This window comes from Sinomonas sp. ASV486, from assembly GCF_030908215.1.
Lineage (GTDB): Bacteria > Actinomycetota > Actinomycetes > Actinomycetales > Micrococcaceae > Sinomonas > Sinomonas puerhi.
Genome location: NZ_JAVFJK010000004.1, coordinates 361,345 through 380,015, shown reverse-complemented (window position 1 = coordinate 380,015; position 18,671 = coordinate 361,345). Strand labels below are relative to the sequence as shown.

20 protein-coding genes are annotated in these 18,671 nt (G+C 70.3%); 10 read left to right on the top strand and 10 right to left on the bottom strand.

Annotated elements, in window-relative coordinates:
- Positions 1-2 precede the first annotated feature (2 nt).
- From RBS60_RS08400 to RBS60_RS08380, 5 genes are all read right to left on the bottom strand, one after another.
- A complete protein-coding gene (locus RBS60_RS08400; RefSeq protein WP_307955467.1) occupies positions 3-1,718 on the bottom strand; it encodes a putative PEP-binding protein in 1,716 nt (571 codons plus the stop codon).
- A gap of 28 nt (positions 1,719-1,746) precedes the next feature.
- Positions 1,747-3,795 carry a fructose-specific PTS transporter subunit EIIC gene (locus RBS60_RS08395; protein WP_307957085.1) on the bottom strand — a complete coding sequence of 683 codons (2,049 nt, stop codon included), beginning with the start codon at positions 3,793-3,795 and terminating at the stop codon, positions 1,747-1,749.
- A 14-nt stretch (positions 3,796-3,809) separates the two neighbouring features.
- A complete protein-coding gene (locus RBS60_RS08390; RefSeq protein ID WP_307957084.1) occupies positions 3,810-4,772 on the bottom strand; it encodes a hexose kinase in 963 nt (320 codons plus the stop codon).
- Positions 4,769-5,560 carry a DeoR/GlpR family DNA-binding transcription regulator gene (locus RBS60_RS08385; protein ID WP_307957101.1) on the bottom strand — a complete coding sequence of 264 codons (792 nt, stop codon included), beginning with the start codon at positions 5,558-5,560 and terminating at the stop codon, positions 4,769-4,771. Before RBS60_RS08385 ends, RBS60_RS08390 begins: the two co-directional genes overlap by 4 nt.
- Positions 5,561-5,800: 240 nt before the next feature.
- The gene (locus RBS60_RS08380; protein WP_307957083.1) at positions 5,801-6,052 is read right to left on the bottom strand and encodes a DUF6458 family protein; all 252 of its coding nucleotides are present in this window, start codon (positions 6,050-6,052) and stop codon (positions 5,801-5,803) included.
- Positions 6,053-6,219: 167 nt separating this feature from the next.
- Here RBS60_RS08380 and RBS60_RS08375 point away from each other — a divergent pair, with 167 nt between their 5' ends.
- Entirely contained in the window at positions 6,220-6,714 is a 495-nt protein-coding gene (locus tag RBS60_RS08375) for a DUF2871 domain-containing protein (protein ID WP_307957082.1), read from the top strand.
- 64 nt (positions 6,715-6,778) lie between these two features.
- On the top strand, positions 6,779-7,684 hold the full coding sequence (locus tag RBS60_RS08370; protein ID WP_307957081.1) for a hypothetical protein: 906 nt from the start codon (positions 6,779-6,781) through the stop codon (positions 7,682-7,684).
- A 17-nt stretch (positions 7,685-7,701) separates the two neighbouring features.
- Here the strand turns inward: RBS60_RS08370 and RBS60_RS08365 are convergent, their stop codons facing one another.
- On the bottom strand, positions 7,702-8,991 hold the full coding sequence (locus RBS60_RS08365; RefSeq protein ID WP_307957080.1) for a DUF445 domain-containing protein: 1,290 nt from the start codon (positions 8,989-8,991) through the stop codon (positions 7,702-7,704).
- A 316-nt stretch (positions 8,992-9,307) separates the two neighbouring features.
- On the bottom strand, positions 9,308-10,717 hold the full coding sequence (locus tag RBS60_RS08360) for an MBL fold metallo-hydrolase (RefSeq protein WP_307957079.1): 1,410 nt from the start codon (positions 10,715-10,717) through the stop codon (positions 9,308-9,310).
- Between the two features lie 113 nt (positions 10,718-10,830).
- Here RBS60_RS08360 and RBS60_RS08355 point away from each other — a divergent pair, with 113 nt between their 5' ends.
- From RBS60_RS08355 to RBS60_RS08345, 3 genes are all read left to right on the top strand, one after another.
- Positions 10,831-11,703 (top strand): glycerophosphodiester phosphodiesterase family protein, encoded by an 873-nt coding sequence (locus RBS60_RS08355; RefSeq protein WP_307957078.1) that lies wholly within the window; start codon positions 10,831-10,833, stop codon positions 11,701-11,703.
- Positions 11,704-11,770: 67 nt separating this feature from the next.
- Complete coding sequence (locus RBS60_RS08350) at positions 11,771-12,604, top strand: AzlC family ABC transporter permease (RefSeq protein ID WP_307957100.1); 834 nt, start codon at positions 11,771-11,773, stop codon at positions 12,602-12,604.
- Positions 12,601-12,912 (top strand): AzlD domain-containing protein, encoded by a 312-nt coding sequence (locus RBS60_RS08345; RefSeq protein ID WP_307957077.1) that lies wholly within the window; start codon positions 12,601-12,603, stop codon positions 12,910-12,912. The genes RBS60_RS08350 and RBS60_RS08345 overlap by 4 nt, the downstream gene beginning before the upstream one ends.
- Positions 12,913-12,937: 25 nt before the next feature.
- Here RBS60_RS08345 and RBS60_RS08340 read toward each other — a convergent pair whose 3' ends face one another.
- Positions 12,938-13,564 (bottom strand): TetR/AcrR family transcriptional regulator, encoded by a 627-nt coding sequence (locus RBS60_RS08340; protein WP_307957076.1) that lies wholly within the window; start codon positions 13,562-13,564, stop codon positions 12,938-12,940.
- Positions 13,565-13,653: 89 nt separating this feature from the next.
- Here RBS60_RS08340 and RBS60_RS08335 point away from each other — a divergent pair, with 89 nt between their 5' ends.
- Positions 13,654-13,980, top strand: a complete 327-nt coding sequence (locus RBS60_RS08335) for a thiamine-binding protein (protein WP_307957075.1) — start codon at positions 13,654-13,656, stop codon at positions 13,978-13,980.
- A gap of 78 nt (positions 13,981-14,058) precedes the next feature.
- Here RBS60_RS08335 and RBS60_RS08330 read toward each other — a convergent pair whose 3' ends face one another.
- The gene (locus RBS60_RS08330) at positions 14,059-14,985 is read right to left on the bottom strand and encodes an Abi family protein (protein WP_307957074.1); all 927 of its coding nucleotides are present in this window, start codon (positions 14,983-14,985) and stop codon (positions 14,059-14,061) included.
- Between the two features lie 233 nt (positions 14,986-15,218).
- Here RBS60_RS08330 and RBS60_RS08325 point away from each other — a divergent pair, with 233 nt between their 5' ends.
- Genes RBS60_RS08325 through RBS60_RS08310 form a run of 4 tightly spaced genes read left to right on the top strand, consistent with a single transcriptional unit; the run spans position 15,219 to position 18,349 of the window.
- A complete protein-coding gene (locus RBS60_RS08325; protein WP_307957073.1) occupies positions 15,219-15,881 on the top strand; it encodes an O-methyltransferase in 663 nt (220 codons plus the stop codon).
- Positions 15,882-15,895: 14 nt separating this feature from the next.
- Positions 15,896-16,420: a GNAT family N-acetyltransferase gene (locus RBS60_RS08320; RefSeq protein WP_307957072.1), complete on the top strand. Its 525-nt coding sequence runs from the start codon at positions 15,896-15,898 to the stop codon at positions 16,418-16,420.
- 10 nt (positions 16,421-16,430) lie between these two features.
- Positions 16,431-17,489, top strand: a complete 1,059-nt coding sequence (locus RBS60_RS08315) for an alcohol dehydrogenase catalytic domain-containing protein (protein ID WP_307957071.1) — start codon at positions 16,431-16,433, stop codon at positions 17,487-17,489.
- Positions 17,489-18,349, top strand: a complete 861-nt coding sequence (locus RBS60_RS08310; protein ID WP_307957070.1) for a fused MFS/spermidine synthase — start codon at positions 17,489-17,491, stop codon at positions 18,347-18,349. Before RBS60_RS08315 ends, RBS60_RS08310 begins: the two co-directional genes overlap by 1 nt.
- A 28-nt stretch (positions 18,350-18,377) precedes the next feature.
- Here the strand turns inward: RBS60_RS08310 and RBS60_RS08305 are convergent, their stop codons facing one another.
- Complete coding sequence (locus RBS60_RS08305) at positions 18,378-18,662, bottom strand: DUF2316 family protein (RefSeq protein ID WP_307957069.1); 285 nt, start codon at positions 18,660-18,662, stop codon at positions 18,378-18,380.
- Positions 18,663-18,671 lie beyond the last annotated feature (9 nt).

The window sequence follows — 18,671 nt, the reverse complement described above, 5'->3', positions numbered from 1 at the left end:
GGTCAGAGGCCGAGTTCGTTCAGGATGGGCAGGTGTGAGCGGGCGCCGGTGCGGGCGGTGTGGGCGTCGGGGGCGGTGAGGGCCGCCTCGGCGAGGGTCTGGGCCTGGTGGAGGGTGATGGTGGCCAGGACGCGGTTGACGGCGGTGAGGGCGCGGGGGGACATGGACAGGGTGGTGACGCCGAGTCCGACCAGGACGGCTGCCAGGGCGGGGTCTGCGGCGGCTTCCCCGCAGACCCCGACGGGTTTGGGGGTGCCGGTGGCGGCGGTGGCGGCGGCGGCGCCGTCGCAGGTGGCCTTGATCAGGTGCAGGACGGCGGGCTGCCAGGGGTCGTTGAGGTGGGCCAGGGGCCCGAGCATGCGGTCCGCGGCCATGGCGTACTGGGTGAGGTCGTTGGTGCCCAGGGACGCGAAGTCCGTGCGGGCCAGGATGTGCCCGGCGGTCAGGGCCGCGGAGGGGACCTCGACCATGACCCCTGCGGTGGGCAGCCCGGCGTCCTTCGCCAGCGCCGTGAAGTGCGCGGCCTCCTCGGTGGTGGCGATCATGGGGGCCATGACCCAGACCTCGGCCTCGCTCTGTGCGGCGGCGTGGGCGATCGCGGCGAGCTGGCGGGCCAGGACGCCCGGGCTCGTCCAGTCGGTGCGGTACCCGCGCACCCCGAGGGCGGGGTTGGGCTCCTCGGTGTTGGTCAGGAAGGGCAGGGGCTTGTCCGCGCCGGCGTCCAGGGTGCGGATGACGACCTTCTTCCCGGGGAACTGGGCGAAGACCGCGGTGTAGGCGGCGACCTGCTCGGCGTGGGAGGGCTCGGTGTCCCGGTCCAGGAAGCAGAACTCGGTGCGCAGCAGGCCCACGCCCTCCGCCCCGGCCGCGGCGGCCTTGGCCGCGTCCGCCCCGGTGGCGACGTTGGCCAGCAGTGGCACGGGGTGCCCGTCCGCGAGCCGGTTGGCCCCGGCGAACCCGCCGGCCAGGGCCGCGGCGGCCACCGCCCACGCCGCCGCGGCGTCCCGCTCCGGGGCGCCCGGGGAGGTCGCGACGGTCCCGGCGGCGCCGTCGACGTAGACCTCGGTCCCGTCCGGGATGCCCTCGACCCCGGGCGCGGCCACGACCGCGGGCAGGCCCAGGGACCGGGCCAGGATCGCGGTGTGGGACTGCGGGCCCCCGCCGGAGGTGATCAGGGCGATGACCCTTCCCGGGTCCAGGGTGGCCGTGTCCGCCGGGGCCAGGTCGTGCGCGGCCAGCACGAACGGCTCCTCCGAGGCCGGGATCCCCGGGGCTGGCAGGCCCCTCAGCTCCGCGACGATCCGGGCCCGGACGTCCAGGACGTCCGCGGCCCGCTCGGCCATGTACCCGCCCAGGGACTTCAGCTTCGCCGCCACCGCCGCCCCGGACTCCCACACGGCCCGCTCCGCCGACCGGCCCCCGCCGTCGGCGCCCGGGTCCAGCAGCTTAACGGCGCCCTTGACCAGCACCGGGTCCGCGGCCATCAGGGCAGTGGCCTCCAGCACGCCCCTCGCGTCCCCCGACGCCGCCGCGGCACGGGCCTTCAGGGCCGACTGGACGGCCCTGGACGCCGCCCGGATCCGCTCGCCCTCACCCTCCACCGACGCACCCGCGCCCAGACCCGACCCCACACCAGGCTCCGACACCGGCGCCGGCATCTGCCGCACCCGCCCCACAACCCGCCCCGGAGTCACACCGACACCGTGAAACTGATCCATTGGTTCGACCTCGAACTCTCTCCGCCTGCTAGGCGGCGACGGGAACGGCTTCGGCAGCCTGGGGCGCCTTCTTGCCAACGTAGCGCTTGAGGCCGATCGTGGCCAGAGCCGTCACCACGACGCCCACGGCGATCGAGATGACCCACATCACGAAGTTGTCGATCGCGAAGAAGACGAAGATGCCGCCGTGCGGGGCCTTTGAGCCAGCGCCGAACGCCATTGAGAGCGCACCCGTGATGGCGCCGCCGAGCATCGAGGCCGGGATGACGCGCAGCGGGTCCGCCGCGGCGAACGGGATGGCGCCTTCAGAGATGAACGAGGCACCGAGCAGCCACGCCGCCTTGCCGTTCTCGTGTTCCGTGGCGTTGAAGTTCTTGTGGTCGAGAACCGTGGCGAGGGCCATGGCGAGCGGTGGAACCATACCCGCAGCCATGACGGCGGCCATGATGTGGTAGGGCGCTGCGTTGTCGGCGCTTGCAGCGCTGAGACCGGCGACGGCGAACGCGTAGGCGACCTTGTTGACCGGACCGCCGAGGTCGAAGCACATCATGAGGCCGAGGATGATTCCGAGCGTCACGGCTGCAGCGCCGCTCATGCCGGTGAGCTGCGTGTTGAGCCACGTGGTGATCCAGGCGATCGGACCGCCGAGCACCACGAACATGAGCCCGGAAGCAACGATCGATGCCAGGAGCGGGATGATGGCGACCGGCATGAGCCCGCGGAGCCAGCGCGGCGCGGGGAGGGACGCGAGCCAGTGCGCCGTGTAGCCGGCCAGGAGACCACCCACGATGCCGCCGAGGAAGCCGGCGCCCATGAAGCCCGCAACGGCACCGGCCACGAAGCCGGGGGCGATGCCGGGACGGTCAGCCAGGGCATATCCCATGTAGCCGGCCAGGGCCGGGACGAGGAAGCCCATCGAGAGGGCACCGATCTTGAAGAGCACGGCGCCCAGATACGCGCCCAGCGGCCCCCAGGCCTGCGGCCCGAACTCCGCCGGCAGGTTGAACAGGTTGTTCTTCAGGACGATCGTGTCCGCGTACTTCGTGATGTCGTACCCGCCGAGGAGGAAGCCCAGCGCGATGAGCAGGCCACCGCCGGCCACGAACGGGATCATATAGCTCACGCCGGTGAGGAGCACGCGCTTGAGCTTGGCGCCGCCCGATTCAGCGCGGTCGGAGCCCGAGGCCGAGGCCGACGACGATCCGCCGGCCGCCGCGGCGACGCGCCGGCCGCTCGGATCGGCGGCGATCTTCAGCGCCTCGTCGAGCATGACGCCCGGTTCATCGATGCCGCGTTTGACGGGAGACTGAACGTACGGCTTGCCCGCGAAGCGCTCCTTGTCCCGGACATCCACATCGACCGCGAAGACTACTGCATCTGCGGCGTTGATCACCGACTGGGGCAGCGGCGTCGAACCGGCCGAGCCCTGGGTCTCGACCTGCACGTCGATGCCCTTCTCCTTGCCCGCGGCCACGAGCGAATCGGCGGCCATATAGGTGTGGGCGATGCCCGTCGGGCAGGCGGTGACGGCGACGATGCGCTTGTGGCCGCCCGAGGCAGCATTCGCGAGGCCGACCTGTGCTGCGGCTCCAGCGCCGGCGGCTGCCGTCGTCGCGCCCGCGGGACCGAGCCCGAGGGCATCGTTCACCAGCGCCACGACGTCTTCGCGGGTTGCTGCCGCGCGGAGGGCTGCCGTGAAGTCCTTCTTGATGAGGCTTCGGGCGAGCTTGGCGAGGAGCTTGAGATGCTCCTGGTCTGCGCCCTCGGGCGCGGCGATGAAGAAGACGAGATCGGCGTTGCCGTCCTTGGCGCCGAAATCGACAGTTTCGGAGAGGCGGGCCATCGCGAGCGACGGCTCCGTCACCGCGGCGGAGCGGCAGTGCGGGATCGCGATCCCGCCAGGTACCCCGGTGGCGGTCTTCTGCTCGCGGGCGTATGCGTCAGCGAACAGGCCCTCCACCTCGGTGGCGCGGCCAGCGTCGGCCACGAGGCCGGCCAGATGCCGGATCACGTCGGCGGGCGAGGAGCCCAGCGACGCGTCGAGCACCACGAGCTCGGGGGCGATGAGTTCGGTCATGGTCAGTCCTTCTTCTACAGGGCCGTGATGTTCACGGCTGAGGGGGTGGTCTGGTTCGCTGCCGGGACGGTGGATCCCGGCAGGGACGCGGCGGCGGCCCCATGGGCCACTGCCTGGCGCAGGCGGCCCTCGGCGTCCGCCCCGATGGAGTCGGCCAGGAGATACCCGGCCAGGGAGGAGTCGCCGGCACCCACGGTGCTGACGGCCTTGATAGGGGAGTGCGTGGCGTACCACGCGCCGTCTGCCGTCACCAGGACGGCCCCCTTCGAACCGAGCGTCGCGAGCACCGCTCCGACGCCGGCATCCACAAGCGCACGGGCCGCTTTGGCCGCGCGCTCCGGTGAGGCCTCAAGCTCGGCCGGGGTGCCGGCGTCGTGCAGGCCTACCATCGCGGCCAGCTCGGCGAGCTCGTCCGCGTTGGGCTTGAGCAGCTCCGGCTTGCCCTTCAGCGACGCCGCGAGCGGGGCGCCCGACGAGTCGATGGCAATCCTCGGAGCCGACCCATCGGCTGCAGCGCGCAGGCGCTGCGCAGCCGTGGCATAGAAGTCCTCCGGAACACCCGGAGGAAGCGAGCCTGCGAGGACCACCCATGTGGCGCCCCGGGCCCGATCGACGAGAAGGGAGAGCAGCTGCTCCTGGAGCTCGGAGGAGAGCTCGGGGCCCGGCTCGTTGACCTTGGTAGTGACCCCGTCCGGTTCGGTGAGGGCCACGTTGGAGCGAAGCGGAGCGCCGATGGGGAGGGCGACGAAGGGCACGCCCGTCGCGCTGAGCCCGGCGAGGACCGGATCGCCGGCGTCTCCGGGAAGCACGGCGAGGGTCTCAAGGGCGGAGGCCCGCAGGGCGCGGGCAACGTTGACGCCCTTGCCCCCTGACTCCTGCCGCACGGACACTGCGCGCTGCACCTCTCCCCGCTCGAGGGGACCGCCGAGCTCGACCGTGCGGTCAAGGCTAGGGTTCGCGGTGAGGGTCACGATCATGGTGTGCCAGCCTCCACAACTTCAACTCCGGCCTCGGCGAGCGCCGCGGCCACGTCCCCTTCAGGGGCCCGGTCTGTCACAATGGCGTCCAGCTGGTCGAGCCGCGCGAACTGCACGAGGGTCTCGACGCCGAACTTGGTGTGGTCCACGAGGGCCACGACACGCCGGGCGCAGCGGACGAACGCGGCCTTGACCCCTGCCTCCTCTGCGTCAGGCGTGCTGAGCCCGAACGCGGCATGCAGGCCGTTGGTCCCCACGAAGGCGAGGTCGGGGCGCAGCCGTTCAACGGCTTCGACCGTCGCCGGGCCGACGGCCGCCCGGGTGAGCGGCCGGATCCGGCCTCCGAGGAGCTGGACGTTGAGGTTCGGGTCCGCGGCGAGCTTGTCTGCGATGGGCAGCGCGTTGGTCACGATCACGAGACTATTCCCGTCGGGACGCGTGCCCATGAGGCGCTCCGCAAGCTCCTCCGTGGAACTTCCGGCGTCGAGCAGCACGCTGCCCGCGCGGGACGATGCCACGAGTTCCGCCGCCGCCTCCGCGATGGCGTGCTTCTCGAGCAGGTTCTGGATCTGCCGCTCGAGAAGGCTCACCTCGGAGGTGACGCCGCGCTCGGCGGGGACAGCGCCGCCGTGGACCCGGCGCAGGGCACCGGCTGACTCGAGCGCCGCGAGGTCACGCCGCACGGTCTCGGTGGTGACAGAGAACCGCTCGGCGAGCTCGGTGACGCTCACACGCCCGACCTCGGCGACGCGGTCCGCAACGAGCCGCTGGCGCTCTTCGGCGAACATCGACATGCCCCACTCCCGCCCTTTTCCGAGCCGCTGACGCGGCGGATTCTGTCTGTGGTCTCCATCACACGAATGTGGGATTGATTGACTGTATCTTCGTATCCGTTGGTATGTCAACAGATCCCACAGAAACACAGATCGGCCCGGCGGAGCGCTGTGCTCCGCCGGGCCGATCCGGGCGGTGAATCAGGTGGGTATGTGCGGTGTGGGGCGGAAGCTGCCCGCCTGGACGCGCGCCGTCTAGATGTCCCGGATGTCGCGGTGGGTGACCGTATCTCCGGTCTCCGGATCGACGATCCGGCGGGACGAGCTCACGCGGCGGCGGGTGCCGGAGTTGAGCAGGGCAAGGGTCATGATGAGCCCGAGCACCCCCACGCCCATGAGGATGTAGCCCACGAGGGCCTGGTCGATGAAGGGGATCAGTCCCGGCGTGAGGGCGAAGGATAGGATCGCCCCGATGGCAATGAGGAAGATTGACGCACCGATGCCCATGGTTGGGGTCCTTTCCGTGCTGCAGGTCGTTGCTGCAGGTCGTTGTACGGAGGACTATTACCCGGAGGCGGACGATCCACACATGGTGCGGACCAGGCGGACCCGGGCGACCGCGATCATCCGAACGGTTGATGCCGCGTCCACTATGCCCACGGGATGCTGGAAGCATGCTCAACAGACTCCTCACCACCTCGTTCGTGTTCGCCGCCGTGGGCCTTGCCTCGGGCCTGTTCTTCCGCGCGTGGAGCAAGGCCTTCCACTTCGACGGCCAGACCCAGCTCGCCCTCGCGCACACGCACTTCCTGGCGCTCGGCTTCATCGTCACGTTCCTGGCCTTCCTCGCCGAGAAGGCGTTCCGATTCTCTGCCGCGGCCCCGCGGGTGTCGTCGTGGTTCGTGTGGACTTGGGTGCTCGGCGTGGCCGTGACTGGCGGCATGATGGTGCTCAAGGGCGCCCTTGAGGTGACCGGCGCGGATGTGTCCTCGCCCGGGTTCGCGGGGATCGCCGGGCTGGGCCACGTCCTGCTGACGGCCGCCTTCGTCCTGTTCTTCCTCGCCCTCCGCCGGTCGATGGTTGCCTCCGGCGTCTCCACGCACGACGCCGGTGGCTCGCCGTCGGCTTCCCTGCCCGGCGGCGGCGCGCCGTCGCGATCCGCTAGCTGATACGCCTACGCCCAGCGCGAAGCGGCCGCGGCGCGCGTCGGGGCCCGGCGCTACTCTAGGGGCCATGGCGAAGAAGAATGTGGCACTTCGTATTGCACAGGACACCGCCCACCAGACGATGTTCGACTCCCGAGGCCGGGCGACCCCGCGGGTGCACCGCGCACTCCTGCGGGCAGTCGATGTCCAGCGGCCGCTTGTGCTGGCCAATCTGAGACGCCTCCGGCGCCAGCGCCCGGGGTACACCCCCGAGCAGCTGGCGCGGCAGCTCGAACGCGACTACCTCACCGCAGTGGCCGGAACAGGCGCCGCTGTCGGTGGCACCGCCGCAGTGCCCGGCGTCGGCACCATGGCCTCGCTCGGCCTGTCCGCCGCGGCAACGGTCGGATTCCTCGAGGCGACCGCCGTGTACGCGGCGTCGATCGCCGAGCTCCATGGCGTGCACCTCGAGGACCCCGAGCGGGCGCGGACCACGATCATGGCCATCATGCTGGGGGAGGAGGGCACCTCCCTGCTCTCGGCGCTGAGCGGTCAGGCGCTCGGCCGGGGTGGGCACGCCACCAAGGCCTGGGGTGCGGCCCTGAACCGGTCTGTCTCCTCCTCGGCCGTCAAGGCGTTGCAGGGGACCGTCCAGAAGCGGTTCCTCAAGTGGATGCTCAAGAAGCAGGGCGGGGCGCTCGTGGGGCGCGCCCTGCCGTTCGGCATCGGCGCTGTGGTGGGTGGTGCGGGGAACCTCGTCATGGGCCGCGCGGTCATCAGATCGACACGCGAGGCCTTCGGTCCCGCGCCTTTGGTCCTTCCCGGCGAGTTCCACGTGAAACCGGAACAGGTTGAGAAGCGGCGCGGTCTGCTCGCGCTCATGCCCACGCCCGGGAGGGCCTCGGCTCTTGGGTCGCCAGCCGAGACGCCTGAACAGGCCGTCGAGCGCGAGATCGAGGAGCACCGCGCGCGTCTGCGGTCGGAGGGCGCGTAGGCCGCCGGTGGCTTCGGCTACCCCCCGAAGATGGCGTGTGCCACGGCGAAGATAAGCACCCCGGCGAGGGCGCCGACTACGGTGCCGTTGATTCGGATGAACTGGAGATCCTTGCCGACCTGGAGCTCGATCTTCTGCGAGGTCTCCTCGGCATCCCACCGCGCGACGGTGTCCTCGATGACTCCGGCGATGTCGTCTCGGTACGTCGCCACGATGTAGGCGGCGGCATCGGCCACCCACGCGTTGACCTTCCCGGCCAGTTCCTCGTCCTCGACGAGCCGGGCGCCGAAGTCCCGCACCGCCGTCGTGAACCGCTGGTGCAGCTCGCTGCGCGGGTCGGACACGGCCTCGAGGAGCACGCGCTTGATGGTGGCCCACGTGCGGCCCGCGAGGCTGCGGACCTGCGGGTCCCCGAGTACCTGCGCCTTGATGCCTTCGACCCGGGCGATCATCGCCGGCTCGTGCTGGAGGTCCAGCGCGAGCGAGCGCAGGTAGGCGTCGATGGACTGGCGCGCCTGGTGGTTCGGGTCGGACTGCACGGCCGCAACGAACTTGGACAGCTCGATGTAGACCTTGTCTCCCACGAGATCATTCGCGAAGTTCGGCACCCACGAGGGCGAGCGGTCCGTGACCACGCGGGTGACGGTCGCGTAGTTCGCGGCGACCCAGTCGGCGGCACGGTCCACGAGGAGGTCTACGAGCTGGTGATGGTGCCCGGCCTCGAAGACCTGCTCGGCCACCCGGCCGAGCGGGGGGCCCCACGGCGGGGTGAGCAGGTGCTTCCGGACCATGCCCTCGATGACGGACTGCACGTCATCGTCATTCAGAACGGTGAAGGCACCGCGGATGACTGCGGCACCCTCCTTCGAGACGCGCTCGGCGCCCCCGGGGCTCGCCAGCCAGGTGCCCGCCTTGCGGGCGACGTCGACGGTGTCGAGCTTCGCCCGCACGACGGCCGAGGAGAGGAAGTTGTCCCGCACGAACCCGCTCAGCGAAGCGCCGATCGCGTCCTTGCGGGTGGGGATGATCGCGGTGTGGGGGATGGGCAGCCCGAGTGGGTGCCGGAACAGCGCGGTCACGGCGAACCAGTCCGCGAGGGCACCCACCATCCCGCCCTCGGAGGCCGCCCGCACGTACTGAAGCCACGCGTACTGGCCCTGGAGCGCGAAGGACACGGCGAACACGACCGCCATCCCGAGCAGGAGGGACAGGGCGAGGGTCTTCATCCGGCGCAGCGCGGCGGCCCGCTCGGCGTCGGCCGGACTGAGGCCCGGCGGGGTGCCAAGGAGCCGATTCAGCGTCACCATGGGTCAACCCTACCGGCGGCCTCCGACACGGGAACGCGGTGTTCGCCGACGGCGGCGAGCCGGGAGCTAATCCCGGCCCGCCGCCGTCGTGCGTCGCCTTGTGCTTCGCTTTCGTGCGCCGAGGGCACCGACCACACCCGCACGTCGAGCCTCCGACGGGCCTACTCGGCGCGGACACGGGGTTGGGCGCCTGCGGGCTCAGGGCGGTCACGTCGGTGGCGTCAGCAGCTGTTGCTTCGCTGCGGCTTTGGGCATGGCACTGGGCCCGCCGGGGGGAGCGGGCCCAGTGCTGTCTGGCGGCCTCTGGAGGCTGGGGTCAGTTGGCCGTGACGGTGTCCTGAGTCGTCTTCCAGGCCTCCCAGCCCGCGTAGGATCCGTCGAGCTCGACCACGTCGTAGCCCGCGCGGCGCAGTGCGCTCGCGGCGACCGAGTTGCGGACACCGCTCTGGCAGTAGGCCACGATCGTGCCCTCTGCGGGGAGCTCGTCGGTGTGCCACAGGACGCGGGCTGCGCTCAGCTGGGACGAGCCGGGGATGTGGCCGTCGGCGTGCTCCGTCTTGTTGCGCACGTCGAGGACCAGTGCGGCGTCGAAGCCCTCGAGCTCTGCCGGGGCGAGCAGCTTCGGCGTGGCCATGGGGAGACCCTCGAGGCTCGGGGTGAAGCCCGCGACGTTGTCGATGCCCACGCGGATGAGGTGGTCCCACATGGTGCGCGCCGCGTCCTTGTCGGAGGCGAGGAGCACGAGGGGGCGGGAATCGGTCTCGGGATCGTAGGCCCACGCACCGTAGGTGGCGAACTTGCCGCCGGCGGGGATGTTGAGAGAGCCGGCCACAGTGCCCTCGTGGACCTCGCGGTTCGAGCGGGAGTCCACGAACGTGATCCTGTCCGCGGCGAGATCCTCGGCGACTGCGCTGTTCTCGAGCTCGGGGAGCTCGCCACGCTCGCCCAGGACGGCCGGCCCCTGGCGGTTCTGGCGCTTCATGCGGCCGAAGTAGGCGTGCGCGTCGGGCTGGCCGCTGAGGAGCTCGTTGACGAAGCCCTCCTCATCGTTCGCGGCGAGGTACGGAGCCCACCAGGCGAAGAGCCGCTCGTAGCCCACAGTGGTGGACGGGATCGCGCCAAGGGCCTTGCCGCATGCGCTGCCGGAGCCGTGGCCCGGGTGGACCTGGATGTGGTCCGGGAGGGTCAGGAACTTGTCCCTCAGGCTCGTGAAGAGCTGCTTGGCACCCGCGAAGCGCGTGTTCACGCCGCCGGCGGCCTCGTCGAGCAGGTCGGGGCGGCCGAGGTCACCAGAGAAGACGAAGTCACCGGAGAGCATGTAGCCCGGCTGGTCGGTGAACGCACCGTCCGTGATCAGGAAGGACAGGTGCTCGGGGGTATGGCCTGGGGTGTGGACGGCCTGGACGGTGATGTTTCCGAGCTTGACGGTGGTGCCGTCGTAGAGGCGCTCGGCCTCGAACCCGTACTGCCAGTCCTCGCCGCCCTCGCCCGAGACGTAGGCAGTCGCGCCGGTGGCGGCAGCCAGCTCGCGGGTGCCGGAGAGGTAGTCGGCGTGGATGTGGGTCTCGGTGACCGCCACAATCCTCATGCCGTTGGCCGCGGCCAGCTCCAGGTACGGCGCGATGTCGCGGCGGGCGTCCACCACGAGGGCCTCGCCCTTGGCCTGGCAGCCGATGAAGTAGCCCGCCTGGGCCAGATCTTCGTCGTAGATTCGCTCGAGCAGCATATGCTTCCCCTTCGTTCTGGATACCCCCTGGGGTATCTTCCTGAGTCAACGATATTACCTAGGGGGGTATCTTGCAAACTTTCTCGTCGGACGGGTCCGCTACCCTATGCGGCATGACCATCCGCCCCTTTGTCTATGCCCATCGTGGCGCGAGCGCGCGCTTCGCGGAACACACCAGGGCCGCCTATCTCCAAGCGATTGCCGACGGCGCGGACGGCGTCGAGTGCGACGTCCACCTGACCCGCGACCAGCACATCGTCCTGCTGCACGATTCCAATCTGGACCGCACCTCGAGCGGTACCGGGCCGGTCGGAGACCGCACGCTCGCCGAACTGCGCGAGCTGGACTTCTCCTCGTGGAAGGGGGCCCGGATCCCTGACGAGTTCGGCGCCCGGACCCAGCAGCTGCTCACGCTGCCAGAGCTGCTCGATCTCCTTGAGGCCGCGGGCCGCGAGATCGGCCTCGCGATCGAGCTCAAGCACCCGAGCCCCTACCGGCTCAAGCTCGAGGATCGGGTCCTGGAGGTGCTGCGCTCGCGCGGGTGGGACCCCCAGTCCTCGCGCGTGGGGAACATCCAGGTGAGCTTCATGAGCTTCGACGCCGAGGCTGTCGAGTACCTCCTCGGCACCGTGCCCGCCCGGCACGTCTGCATGCTCGTCGACGACATATCCGTCGTGGGGCTCCGCGAGTCCACTGCCCTCGGGGCCCTCACCGGCGGCGCGGTCGCGAACGTGCTCAGGGCCGCCCAGCTCGACGCCGAGGCGATCCTCGACGGTGCGCGCGTAGGCATCGCCGGCCCCGGGATCACCTACGTGAAGGATCACCCGAACCGGGTCCGCGCGTGGCTCGACGCGGGCCTGACATTCCGGGTCTGGACCGTCGACGCGCCCGAGGATGTGGACCACTGCGTCGCCGTCGGCATACAGCAGATCACCACGAACCGCCCCGCCGACGTCCTCGCCCAGCTCAGGGCGACGTTTGCCTGAGCACGATCCAGCCGTTCCCTCCCTCCCGTCCGCGGATTCAGCGCACGACGGCGCCGCGCGCCTTCCGCTGAGACGCTCGCCGGGCGTGCGGGTCGGCGTTTCGATCGCGATCGCCACGGGGCTCTACGGGATCTCGTTCGGTGCGCTCGGGGTTGCTTCCGGCCTTGACGTGCTCCAGACCATAGCGTTGAGCCTGCTCATGTTCACCGGAGGGTCGCAGTTCGCGTTCATCGGCGTGGTGGCGGGTGGCGGCTCGGGCAGCGCGGCTGCGGCGGCCGCGACGTTGCTCGGCGTGCGCAACTCCGTGTACGGGATGCAGCTCAACGCCATGTTCGGTCCCAAAGGCTGGCGGCGCTTCGCCGGAGCGCACGTCACCATCGACGAGTCCACGGCAACCGCCGTGGGCCAGGACTCGTCGGTCGAGCAGCGCCGCGGATTCTGGGCGGCAGGCCTCGGCGTGTTCGTGCTGTGGAACGTGTTCACCGCGGTCGGGGCGTTCGCGGGAAATGCCCTCGGCGACCCCAAGCAGTGGGGGCTCGACGGTGCTGCCGTCGCGGCATTCCTTGGCCTCCTCTGGCCGCGGCTCCGCGGTCGTGAACCGGTTGCCATCGCTGTCGTGTGCGGGCTCGCGACCGTCCTCGCGGTGCCGTTCGTCCCCTCGGGCGTGCCAATCCTCGTCGCCGCGCTCGTGGCCGCCGTCCTCGGATGGGTCAGCCACGCGCGGTCGGCGGCACGGGCCGCGGCCGGTGCTGGCGTCGAGGGCCTCGAGCCGGATCTCGATCCTTACTCGTCCCACGCCCACGGACGGCATGACGCGCTCGGTGAGCAACGCCGTCGTGCGCCGGAACCGGGGTCCACGGGGACTGAGGCTCCGCAGGCGGGGGAGGGGGAGGGCGCATGAGCCTGTGGATCTGGATCCTCGTGGCGTGCGCGGCGGCCTATGCGCTCAAGCTGCTCGGCTACCTCGTGCCCCGGCGCTGGATGGACAACACGCGCATGCTGCGGATCGCGGGCACCATCACGATCGGCCTGCTCGCATCCCTGACCGCGGTGAATGCGTTCGGCAGCGGCCAGTCACTCGTCCTCGACGCGCGGCTCGGCGCCCTCGTTGCCGCGGCGATCGCGCTGCTGCTGCGTGCGCCGTTCCTCGTGGTCGTCATCGTCGGTGCGGCCGCCGCGGCCCTGCTGCGGCTGGCGGGCTGGGGCTGAATCCCGCGCCGGAGGCCCGGGCGCGTCAGACCGGGAGTTCGACCCCGGGGATCGGCTCGAGCGGAGGGAGGGGGCGGTTCTCGCGGTGGGTGCGGATCGCGTCCTCGACGAGGGCCACGTAGCGCTGCCATGCGAAGGATCCCGGCTCCACGGTGTCCCCGGCGCCGATGAGCATTGCGACGAGCCGGACCATATCGACCAGCTGGAGTTCCTCGCGCAGCGTGCCCTGCTGCTGACCGCGCTGCAGGAGGAGTCCGAGGGACTCGATGAGCTTGCCCGCCAGCCCGAGCAGGAGGCCGCGGCGCCCTGCAACGGCGGAGAGCAGGTTGTACTCATCGTTGGCAACCTGCATCACGGCGCTCAGGACCTCCACGAGGCCCGCGGCGGCGTCGGGATTCTCGAGGGCCATTTCGGCCACGGGGTCGACCTTGACCTTGAGCTGGCGCTCGACCGCGGCCAGCACGAGCTCGTCCTTGTCCGCGAAGTTGCGGAACAGGGTCGCAGGGCCCACGCCGGCCCGGTCGGCGACGGTCTTGAGGGAGACGTTCGGGCCGTCTTCGCGGAAGCAGTCGAGCGCTGCGGTGATGACTTTTTCGATGTTGCGCGCGGCGTCAGCCCGCATCGGCTTGCGCCACGCTCGTTCCTGCTGCATGTTTCCACACTACATCCGAGAGTTTCGGTGTCGCCTATATGACGGTGCGCTCTCAACACGCGCACGACGGCGAGTGGCAGACTGGCGGCATGATTGTCGCCTTCTCCGTCGCGCCGTCGGGTGCCTCCTCCAGCGATTCGGTTCACGAGGCGGTCGCCGCGGCCGTGCGTGTGGTGCGCGAATCGGGCCTGCCGAACCACACGAGCTCAATGTTCACCGAGATCGAGGGCGAGTGGGACGAGGTCATGGACGTGGTCAAGCGCGCCACCGAGGCGGTGGGTCGATACGGGTCCCGCGTCTCGCTCGTGCTCAAGGCAGACATCCGTCCCGGGCACACGGGTGAGATTACGGGCAAGGTCGAGCGGCTCGAGAGGGCCATCGAGCGGCAGGCAGAAGGCGGCGCTGCCGCCCAGTAGCCTGGCCACCGGCGGGGTGCCAGATTGGCCGTGCAGGGTACGTGACGGGCCAGTTTGGATGTGAGGCCACTGAACGGCTCAAGTTAGATGGTGAGCCCAAAACCCGTCATCCGCCCATCCCTCGGGAATGCCCATCCCAGCGAGGTTCATCGCCGGACGGCCGCTCACGAGCCCGTGGAGGCGTCGTGCCCAGCTGCTGTGCGGCGAGACCACGGCAAGTACTGACTGCAACGACACCAGGACCGGATAGAGGCGTCTCCTCGAGCGCTCAGGAAGGGCGTCCGCGCCCCTCAGCCAGGAGATCGCGGATGAGTTGGGGATTGCTGGGTAGACGCCGAGGCCAACGTTCCACAACCGCCCGTGGTGCGCACAGATGTTCCGGACGCGCACGTAGGTCTGCATCCAGGACTCCAGCACCGGAGCGGTGAGGCCGATGCTCGCCGCGACCGCGGTCCTGTCGGCCCTTTGGCGCAGGTTGCGGTACATGCTGGTGAGCTGCCCGATGGTCAGGGTCTCCATCATGAGCCACGAAGGCGGCAGCTCGGGGGAACGGTAGGTGGTCAAGTAGTGCTCCAGGGCCGAGCGATGGACGAGCGAGTCTTCGCCCGCATCCGGCGTTCCGCGGAGTCGCTCTTCGCAGCTGTCCCTGACAATCCGGAGAAACCGCTCATACCTGACCCGATCTCGAAACAGCGAGGCATCCGTGTACCAGTGAGAGTCTCCGTAGGCCGTGGACATGTGGTCGGTGAGGGCCGCGCGCACCGCGACCTCGACGCGCTCGAGTGCGTCCATGACAAGCAGGCGCAGAGCGCGGTCGAATACGTAGAGGTCGAGCAGGTTGTCGAATGTGACGCCCTCGTTGAAGAGGGCGTCCGGACGCCCCTGCTGGAAGGGGATCGCGTAAGGCGAGAAACGGTAGTAGCCGATGTGTCGCAGATACCTGGCCGCTCTGTCGACGTCAGGGATACAGACCCCGTTCGGAGAGACGGCCCACGAGGTCGCCAAGCGCCAGCGGGGGCTTGTCGTAGTGAAGAGTGCCGCGCGGCCGCGGTGATCCGGGCATCGGCGCTCCTTGGCCCGTAGCGAAGAAAATCCCCCAAGTGCGCATCGTGGAGAGGCGTGGGGGATGTAGTGAGATCAGGCTAGCAGGCGTGGGCATCGCATGAGGGGTTCTCGCAGGCAGAAGACAACGAGGCCGCCCAGTAGCCTCGCCACCGGCCGGGTGCCAGACTGGCCGCATGATCGAGCATGTCGCGCAGCCCGAATGGATCGATGTTGAACGCTGGCTCACCCGCACCGTGGTGAAGCCCGGCCCGGAGCACGAGCGTGCATTGACGACCGCCCAGGAGCGCGGCATGCCGCCCATCGAGGTCCAGCCCACGTCCGGGAAGCTCCTGAACCTGCTCGTGAAGATTTCCGGTGCCCGGCGGGTGCTCGAGATCGGCACGCTGGCCGGCTTCAGCAGCATCTGGATGGCGCAGGCGCTCCCCGAGGGGGGGTATCTCGACACGCTCGAGTACCTGCCTGAGCACGCCGCCGTGGCCCGCGAGAACCTCGCGTCAGCGGGGCTGTCGGAGAAGGTCACCGTCCACGTCGGACCCGCGCTCGACTCCCTCCCGGGCCTCACCGGGTCCTATGACCTGGTCTTCATCGACGCGGACAAGCAGAACAACTCGCGCTACCTCGAATGGGCCGTGAGGCTCGGGCGGCCCGGCACCGTCGTCGTGCTTGACAACACCGTGTGGGAGGGCGCCCTCCTCGACACCTCGCGCGATGCGGCCAATGCGCCGTCGATCGTCGAGTCCCTCGAGCTGCTCGGAGGCCCGCTCTTCGACGCGACCGTCATCCAGACGACGGGGTCCAAGGGCTGGGACGGCTTCGCCCTCGCGATCGTGAAGTAGAGCAAGGGTGCGCGGTGGCTGAGCGGAGAGCCTCAGAGTCGAAACCCTTCGAGATCGCGGACGCCCTGCCCGACGACGCCGAGGCCATCCTCGCCGTCAAGGATGCCGGCTGGCGCGAGGCCTACGCCGACCTCCTTCCGGCCGAATTCCTGGCCGGCGGCCTCGGTGCGGGGCCCGAGCGCACGGAGCGGTGGCGAGGGTTCATGACGCCCGACGCCGCCGGCCGGTTTGCGCTCGCCCGTTGCGGCGGGCGCGTGGTCGGCTTTGCGGGCGCGGGGCCGGCGCGGGACGACGACGCCCCGGCGCCCGAGCAGCTCTACGCCGTGTACGTGCTCGCCGAGATGCACGGAACCGGGGCTGGCCGAGCATTGGTCGAGCGTGTCTTGGGCGACCGCCCCGCGTGCCTGTGGGTGTTCGAGGACAACCCGCGCGCCCGGGCCTTCTACGCCAAGCTAGGGTTCGCACCGGACGGCGCCCGCAAGCTGGATCAGTTCGGCGGCCGGTTCCTCGCGGAGATCCGCATGTCCCGGGTGGTGTAGGAAGGAGAGCATGAAGGCGCTTGTGTACCACGGTCCGCACCGGAAGGAGTGGGAGGACGTCCCCGATCCGGTGATCCATGGGCCCGCGGATGCGATTGTCCGCATGGAGGCCACGACGATCACCGGCACCGACCTGCACATCCTCAAGGGGGACGCGCCGTCCGTGCCCGTGGGCCGGATCCTGGGCCACGAGGGTGTCGGCGTCGTGACCGAGGTTGGCCCGGAGTGCCGGAAGGTCCGCGTGGGCGACGTCGTGATCATCTCGTCCATCACCAAGTGCATGGGCTGCGATTCCTGCCTGTCGGGGCTGACCTCGTACTGCAAGACTCTCGGTGGGATCGGATGGGTCTTCGGCCATCTCATCGACGGCACTCAGGCGGAATACGTGCGGGTGCCGTTCGCGGACAACGGGCTCGTCCCACTGCCCCGCGGCGTGACCGTCGAGCAGGGCACCGTGCTCAGCGACATGCTGCCCACGGGGTACGAGATTGGCGTGCTCTACGGCGGCGTGGGCGAGGGGGACGAGGTGGCGGTGATTGGAGCCGGACCGGCGGGGCTGGCCTCGATCATGACTGCCGGCGCGCTCGGGGCCTCGAGGATCATCGCCGTGGACCGCAACGACTACCGGCTCGAGAGGGCGCTCAGGTGCGGGGCCACCGACACGGTCAGGGTCGCGGACGGGGTCGACCTCGGAGCGGCGGTCAGGGCGCTCAGCCGCGACGGCCTCGGCGTCGACGTCGCCGTTGAGACCGTTGGCCTGCCGAGGACCTACGCCGAGGCGCTCGACACGATCAGGCCCGGCGGCCGCGTGGCCAACGCCGGTGTGCACGGCAAGCCCGCGGTCTTCCCGCCGGACCGAGACTGGATCGCCAACCTCACCGTCATGACCGGACTCGACAGTCAGGCGGAGGAGCCAGACCTCCTCGAGCGCATCGCCGACCGCGAGATCGATCCGGCCAAGCTCGTCACGCACCGGTTCCCGTTCGCCAGGATCCTCGACGCGTACGAGGTGCTCGGGAACGCGGACGCCAGGCGCGCCATCCGGGTGATCGTCGGGTCGGGGAAGTGATGGCGCGCGTTGCGGCCGGTGGCCCCGTTGCCGGCATCTACCCGATCAGCACGGGCACGGCAGAACTCGTCCAGGACGGCGACTCGCCCGACGGTTGGCTCCTGAAGATCAACGGGGTGCAGAGCTCGCACATCGTCCTCAGCGACCCCCTGCGGCTCGACTTCGAGTACATGCGCTGGATCGTCGCCCTCATCGAGGACCGCTTCGAGCCCCATGCGGTGGACAGGCTGCGGGTCCTCCACCAGGGCGGCGGCGGGTGCTCGATGCCCCGCTACCTCGCGGCGCGCTATCCGGAAGGGCGGCAGGTCGTCGTCGAACTCGATGCGCAGCTCGCCGAGTACGTGCGCGAGTGGTTCGACCTGCCCAAGGCGCCGCTAGTGCGCCTCCGGGTCGGCGAGGCGCGGGAGGTGACGGAATCGCTCACGCCGGCCACGCGCGACGTCGTGATCCGTGACGTGTTCGCTGGCGCGCGGACGCCGGACCCGCTCACCACCGTCGAGTTCATCGGGGCATCCGCCCGGCTCCTCGACACGGGCGGACTGTTCGTCGCGAACATCGGCAGCGCACCGAACCACATCACGGCCCGTGCCGAGGCCGCGGCGATCGCAGCCGTGTTCCCGCACACCGCGATCGTCTCGGATCCGGCGATGCTCAAGGGACGTCGCTACGGCAACATCATCGCCGCCGGAAGCACGACGCCGATCCTCGCCTCGCCTGCGATGCGTCGCCGTCTCCTGGGCGGGGGCGTTCCTGCCCAGTTCTGGGACGACGCCCAGGTTCGGGCGTGGATCGGCGCGGCGGAGGCGCGCCGGGACCCGTCGCCTGGGGCAGACACCCTCGACCCGGACGCGCTGCCCTGAAACAGACGCTACCCTGACCCGAGGCGCCTCAGTCGAGCGGGAACCAGGCCGTGGCGGCCGTGCGGGCCCTGTCGGTCAGGACGGTCCACCGGGCGGCTTCGTCCGGGTCTTCCCTGAGGGCTGCGTCGAGGTAGTCGCGCAGGGCCCACACGTCCACCGGCGAGACGTCGGACCCCACCGCGAGGGTTGCGTCGAACCGCTCACGGGTCCATCCGAGGTCGGTCTCGACCGTGCCGCGGGGGATGCCGCTGCGGCGCAGGTTCTCTGCCAGATCCGTGCTCGTCTGCCGGCGTTGGGCTGAGGTCAGTGACATGCGGCCAAG

Coding starts and splice junctions, on each gene's coding strand:
- RBS60_RS08400 (WP_307955467.1), bottom strand. CDS start 1,718: ATGGATCAGTTTCACGGTGTCGGTGTGACTCCGGGGCGGGTTGTGGGG.
- RBS60_RS08395 (WP_307957085.1), bottom strand. CDS start 3,795: ATGACCGAACTCATCGCCCCCGAGCTCGTGGTGCTCGACGCGTCGCTG.
- RBS60_RS08390 (WP_307957084.1), bottom strand. CDS start 4,772: ATGATCGTGACCCTCACCGCGAACCCTAGCCTTGACCGCACGGTCGAG.
- RBS60_RS08385 (WP_307957101.1), bottom strand. CDS start 5,560: ATGTTCGCCGAAGAGCGCCAGCGGCTCGTTGCGGACCGCGTCGCCGAG.
- RBS60_RS08380 (WP_307957083.1), bottom strand. CDS start 6,052: ATGGGCATCGGTGCGTCAATCTTCCTCATTGCCATCGGGGCGATCCTA.
- RBS60_RS08375 (WP_307957082.1), top strand. CDS start 6,220: ATGCTCAACAGACTCCTCACCACCTCGTTCGTGTTCGCCGCCGTGGGC.
- RBS60_RS08370 (WP_307957081.1), top strand. CDS start 6,779: ATGGCGAAGAAGAATGTGGCACTTCGTATTGCACAGGACACCGCCCAC.
- RBS60_RS08365 (WP_307957080.1), bottom strand. CDS start 8,991: ATGGTGACGCTGAATCGGCTCCTTGGCACCCCGCCGGGCCTCAGTCCG.
- RBS60_RS08360 (WP_307957079.1), bottom strand. CDS start 10,717: ATGCTGCTCGAGCGAATCTACGACGAAGATCTGGCCCAGGCGGGCTAC.
- RBS60_RS08355 (WP_307957078.1), top strand. CDS start 10,831: ATGACCATCCGCCCCTTTGTCTATGCCCATCGTGGCGCGAGCGCGCGC.
- RBS60_RS08345 (WP_307957077.1), top strand. CDS start 12,601: ATGAGCCTGTGGATCTGGATCCTCGTGGCGTGCGCGGCGGCCTATGCG.
- RBS60_RS08340 (WP_307957076.1), bottom strand. CDS start 13,564: ATGCAGCAGGAACGAGCGTGGCGCAAGCCGATGCGGGCTGACGCCGCG.
- RBS60_RS08335 (WP_307957075.1), top strand. CDS start 13,654: ATGATTGTCGCCTTCTCCGTCGCGCCGTCGGGTGCCTCCTCCAGCGAT.
- RBS60_RS08325 (WP_307957073.1), top strand. CDS start 15,219: ATGATCGAGCATGTCGCGCAGCCCGAATGGATCGATGTTGAACGCTGG.
- RBS60_RS08315 (WP_307957071.1), top strand. CDS start 16,431: ATGAAGGCGCTTGTGTACCACGGTCCGCACCGGAAGGAGTGGGAGGAC.
- RBS60_RS08310 (WP_307957070.1), top strand. CDS start 17,489: ATGGCGCGCGTTGCGGCCGGTGGCCCCGTTGCCGGCATCTACCCGATC.
- RBS60_RS08305 (WP_307957069.1), bottom strand. CDS start 18,662: ATGTCACTGACCTCAGCCCAACGCCGGCAGACGAGCACGGATCTGGCA.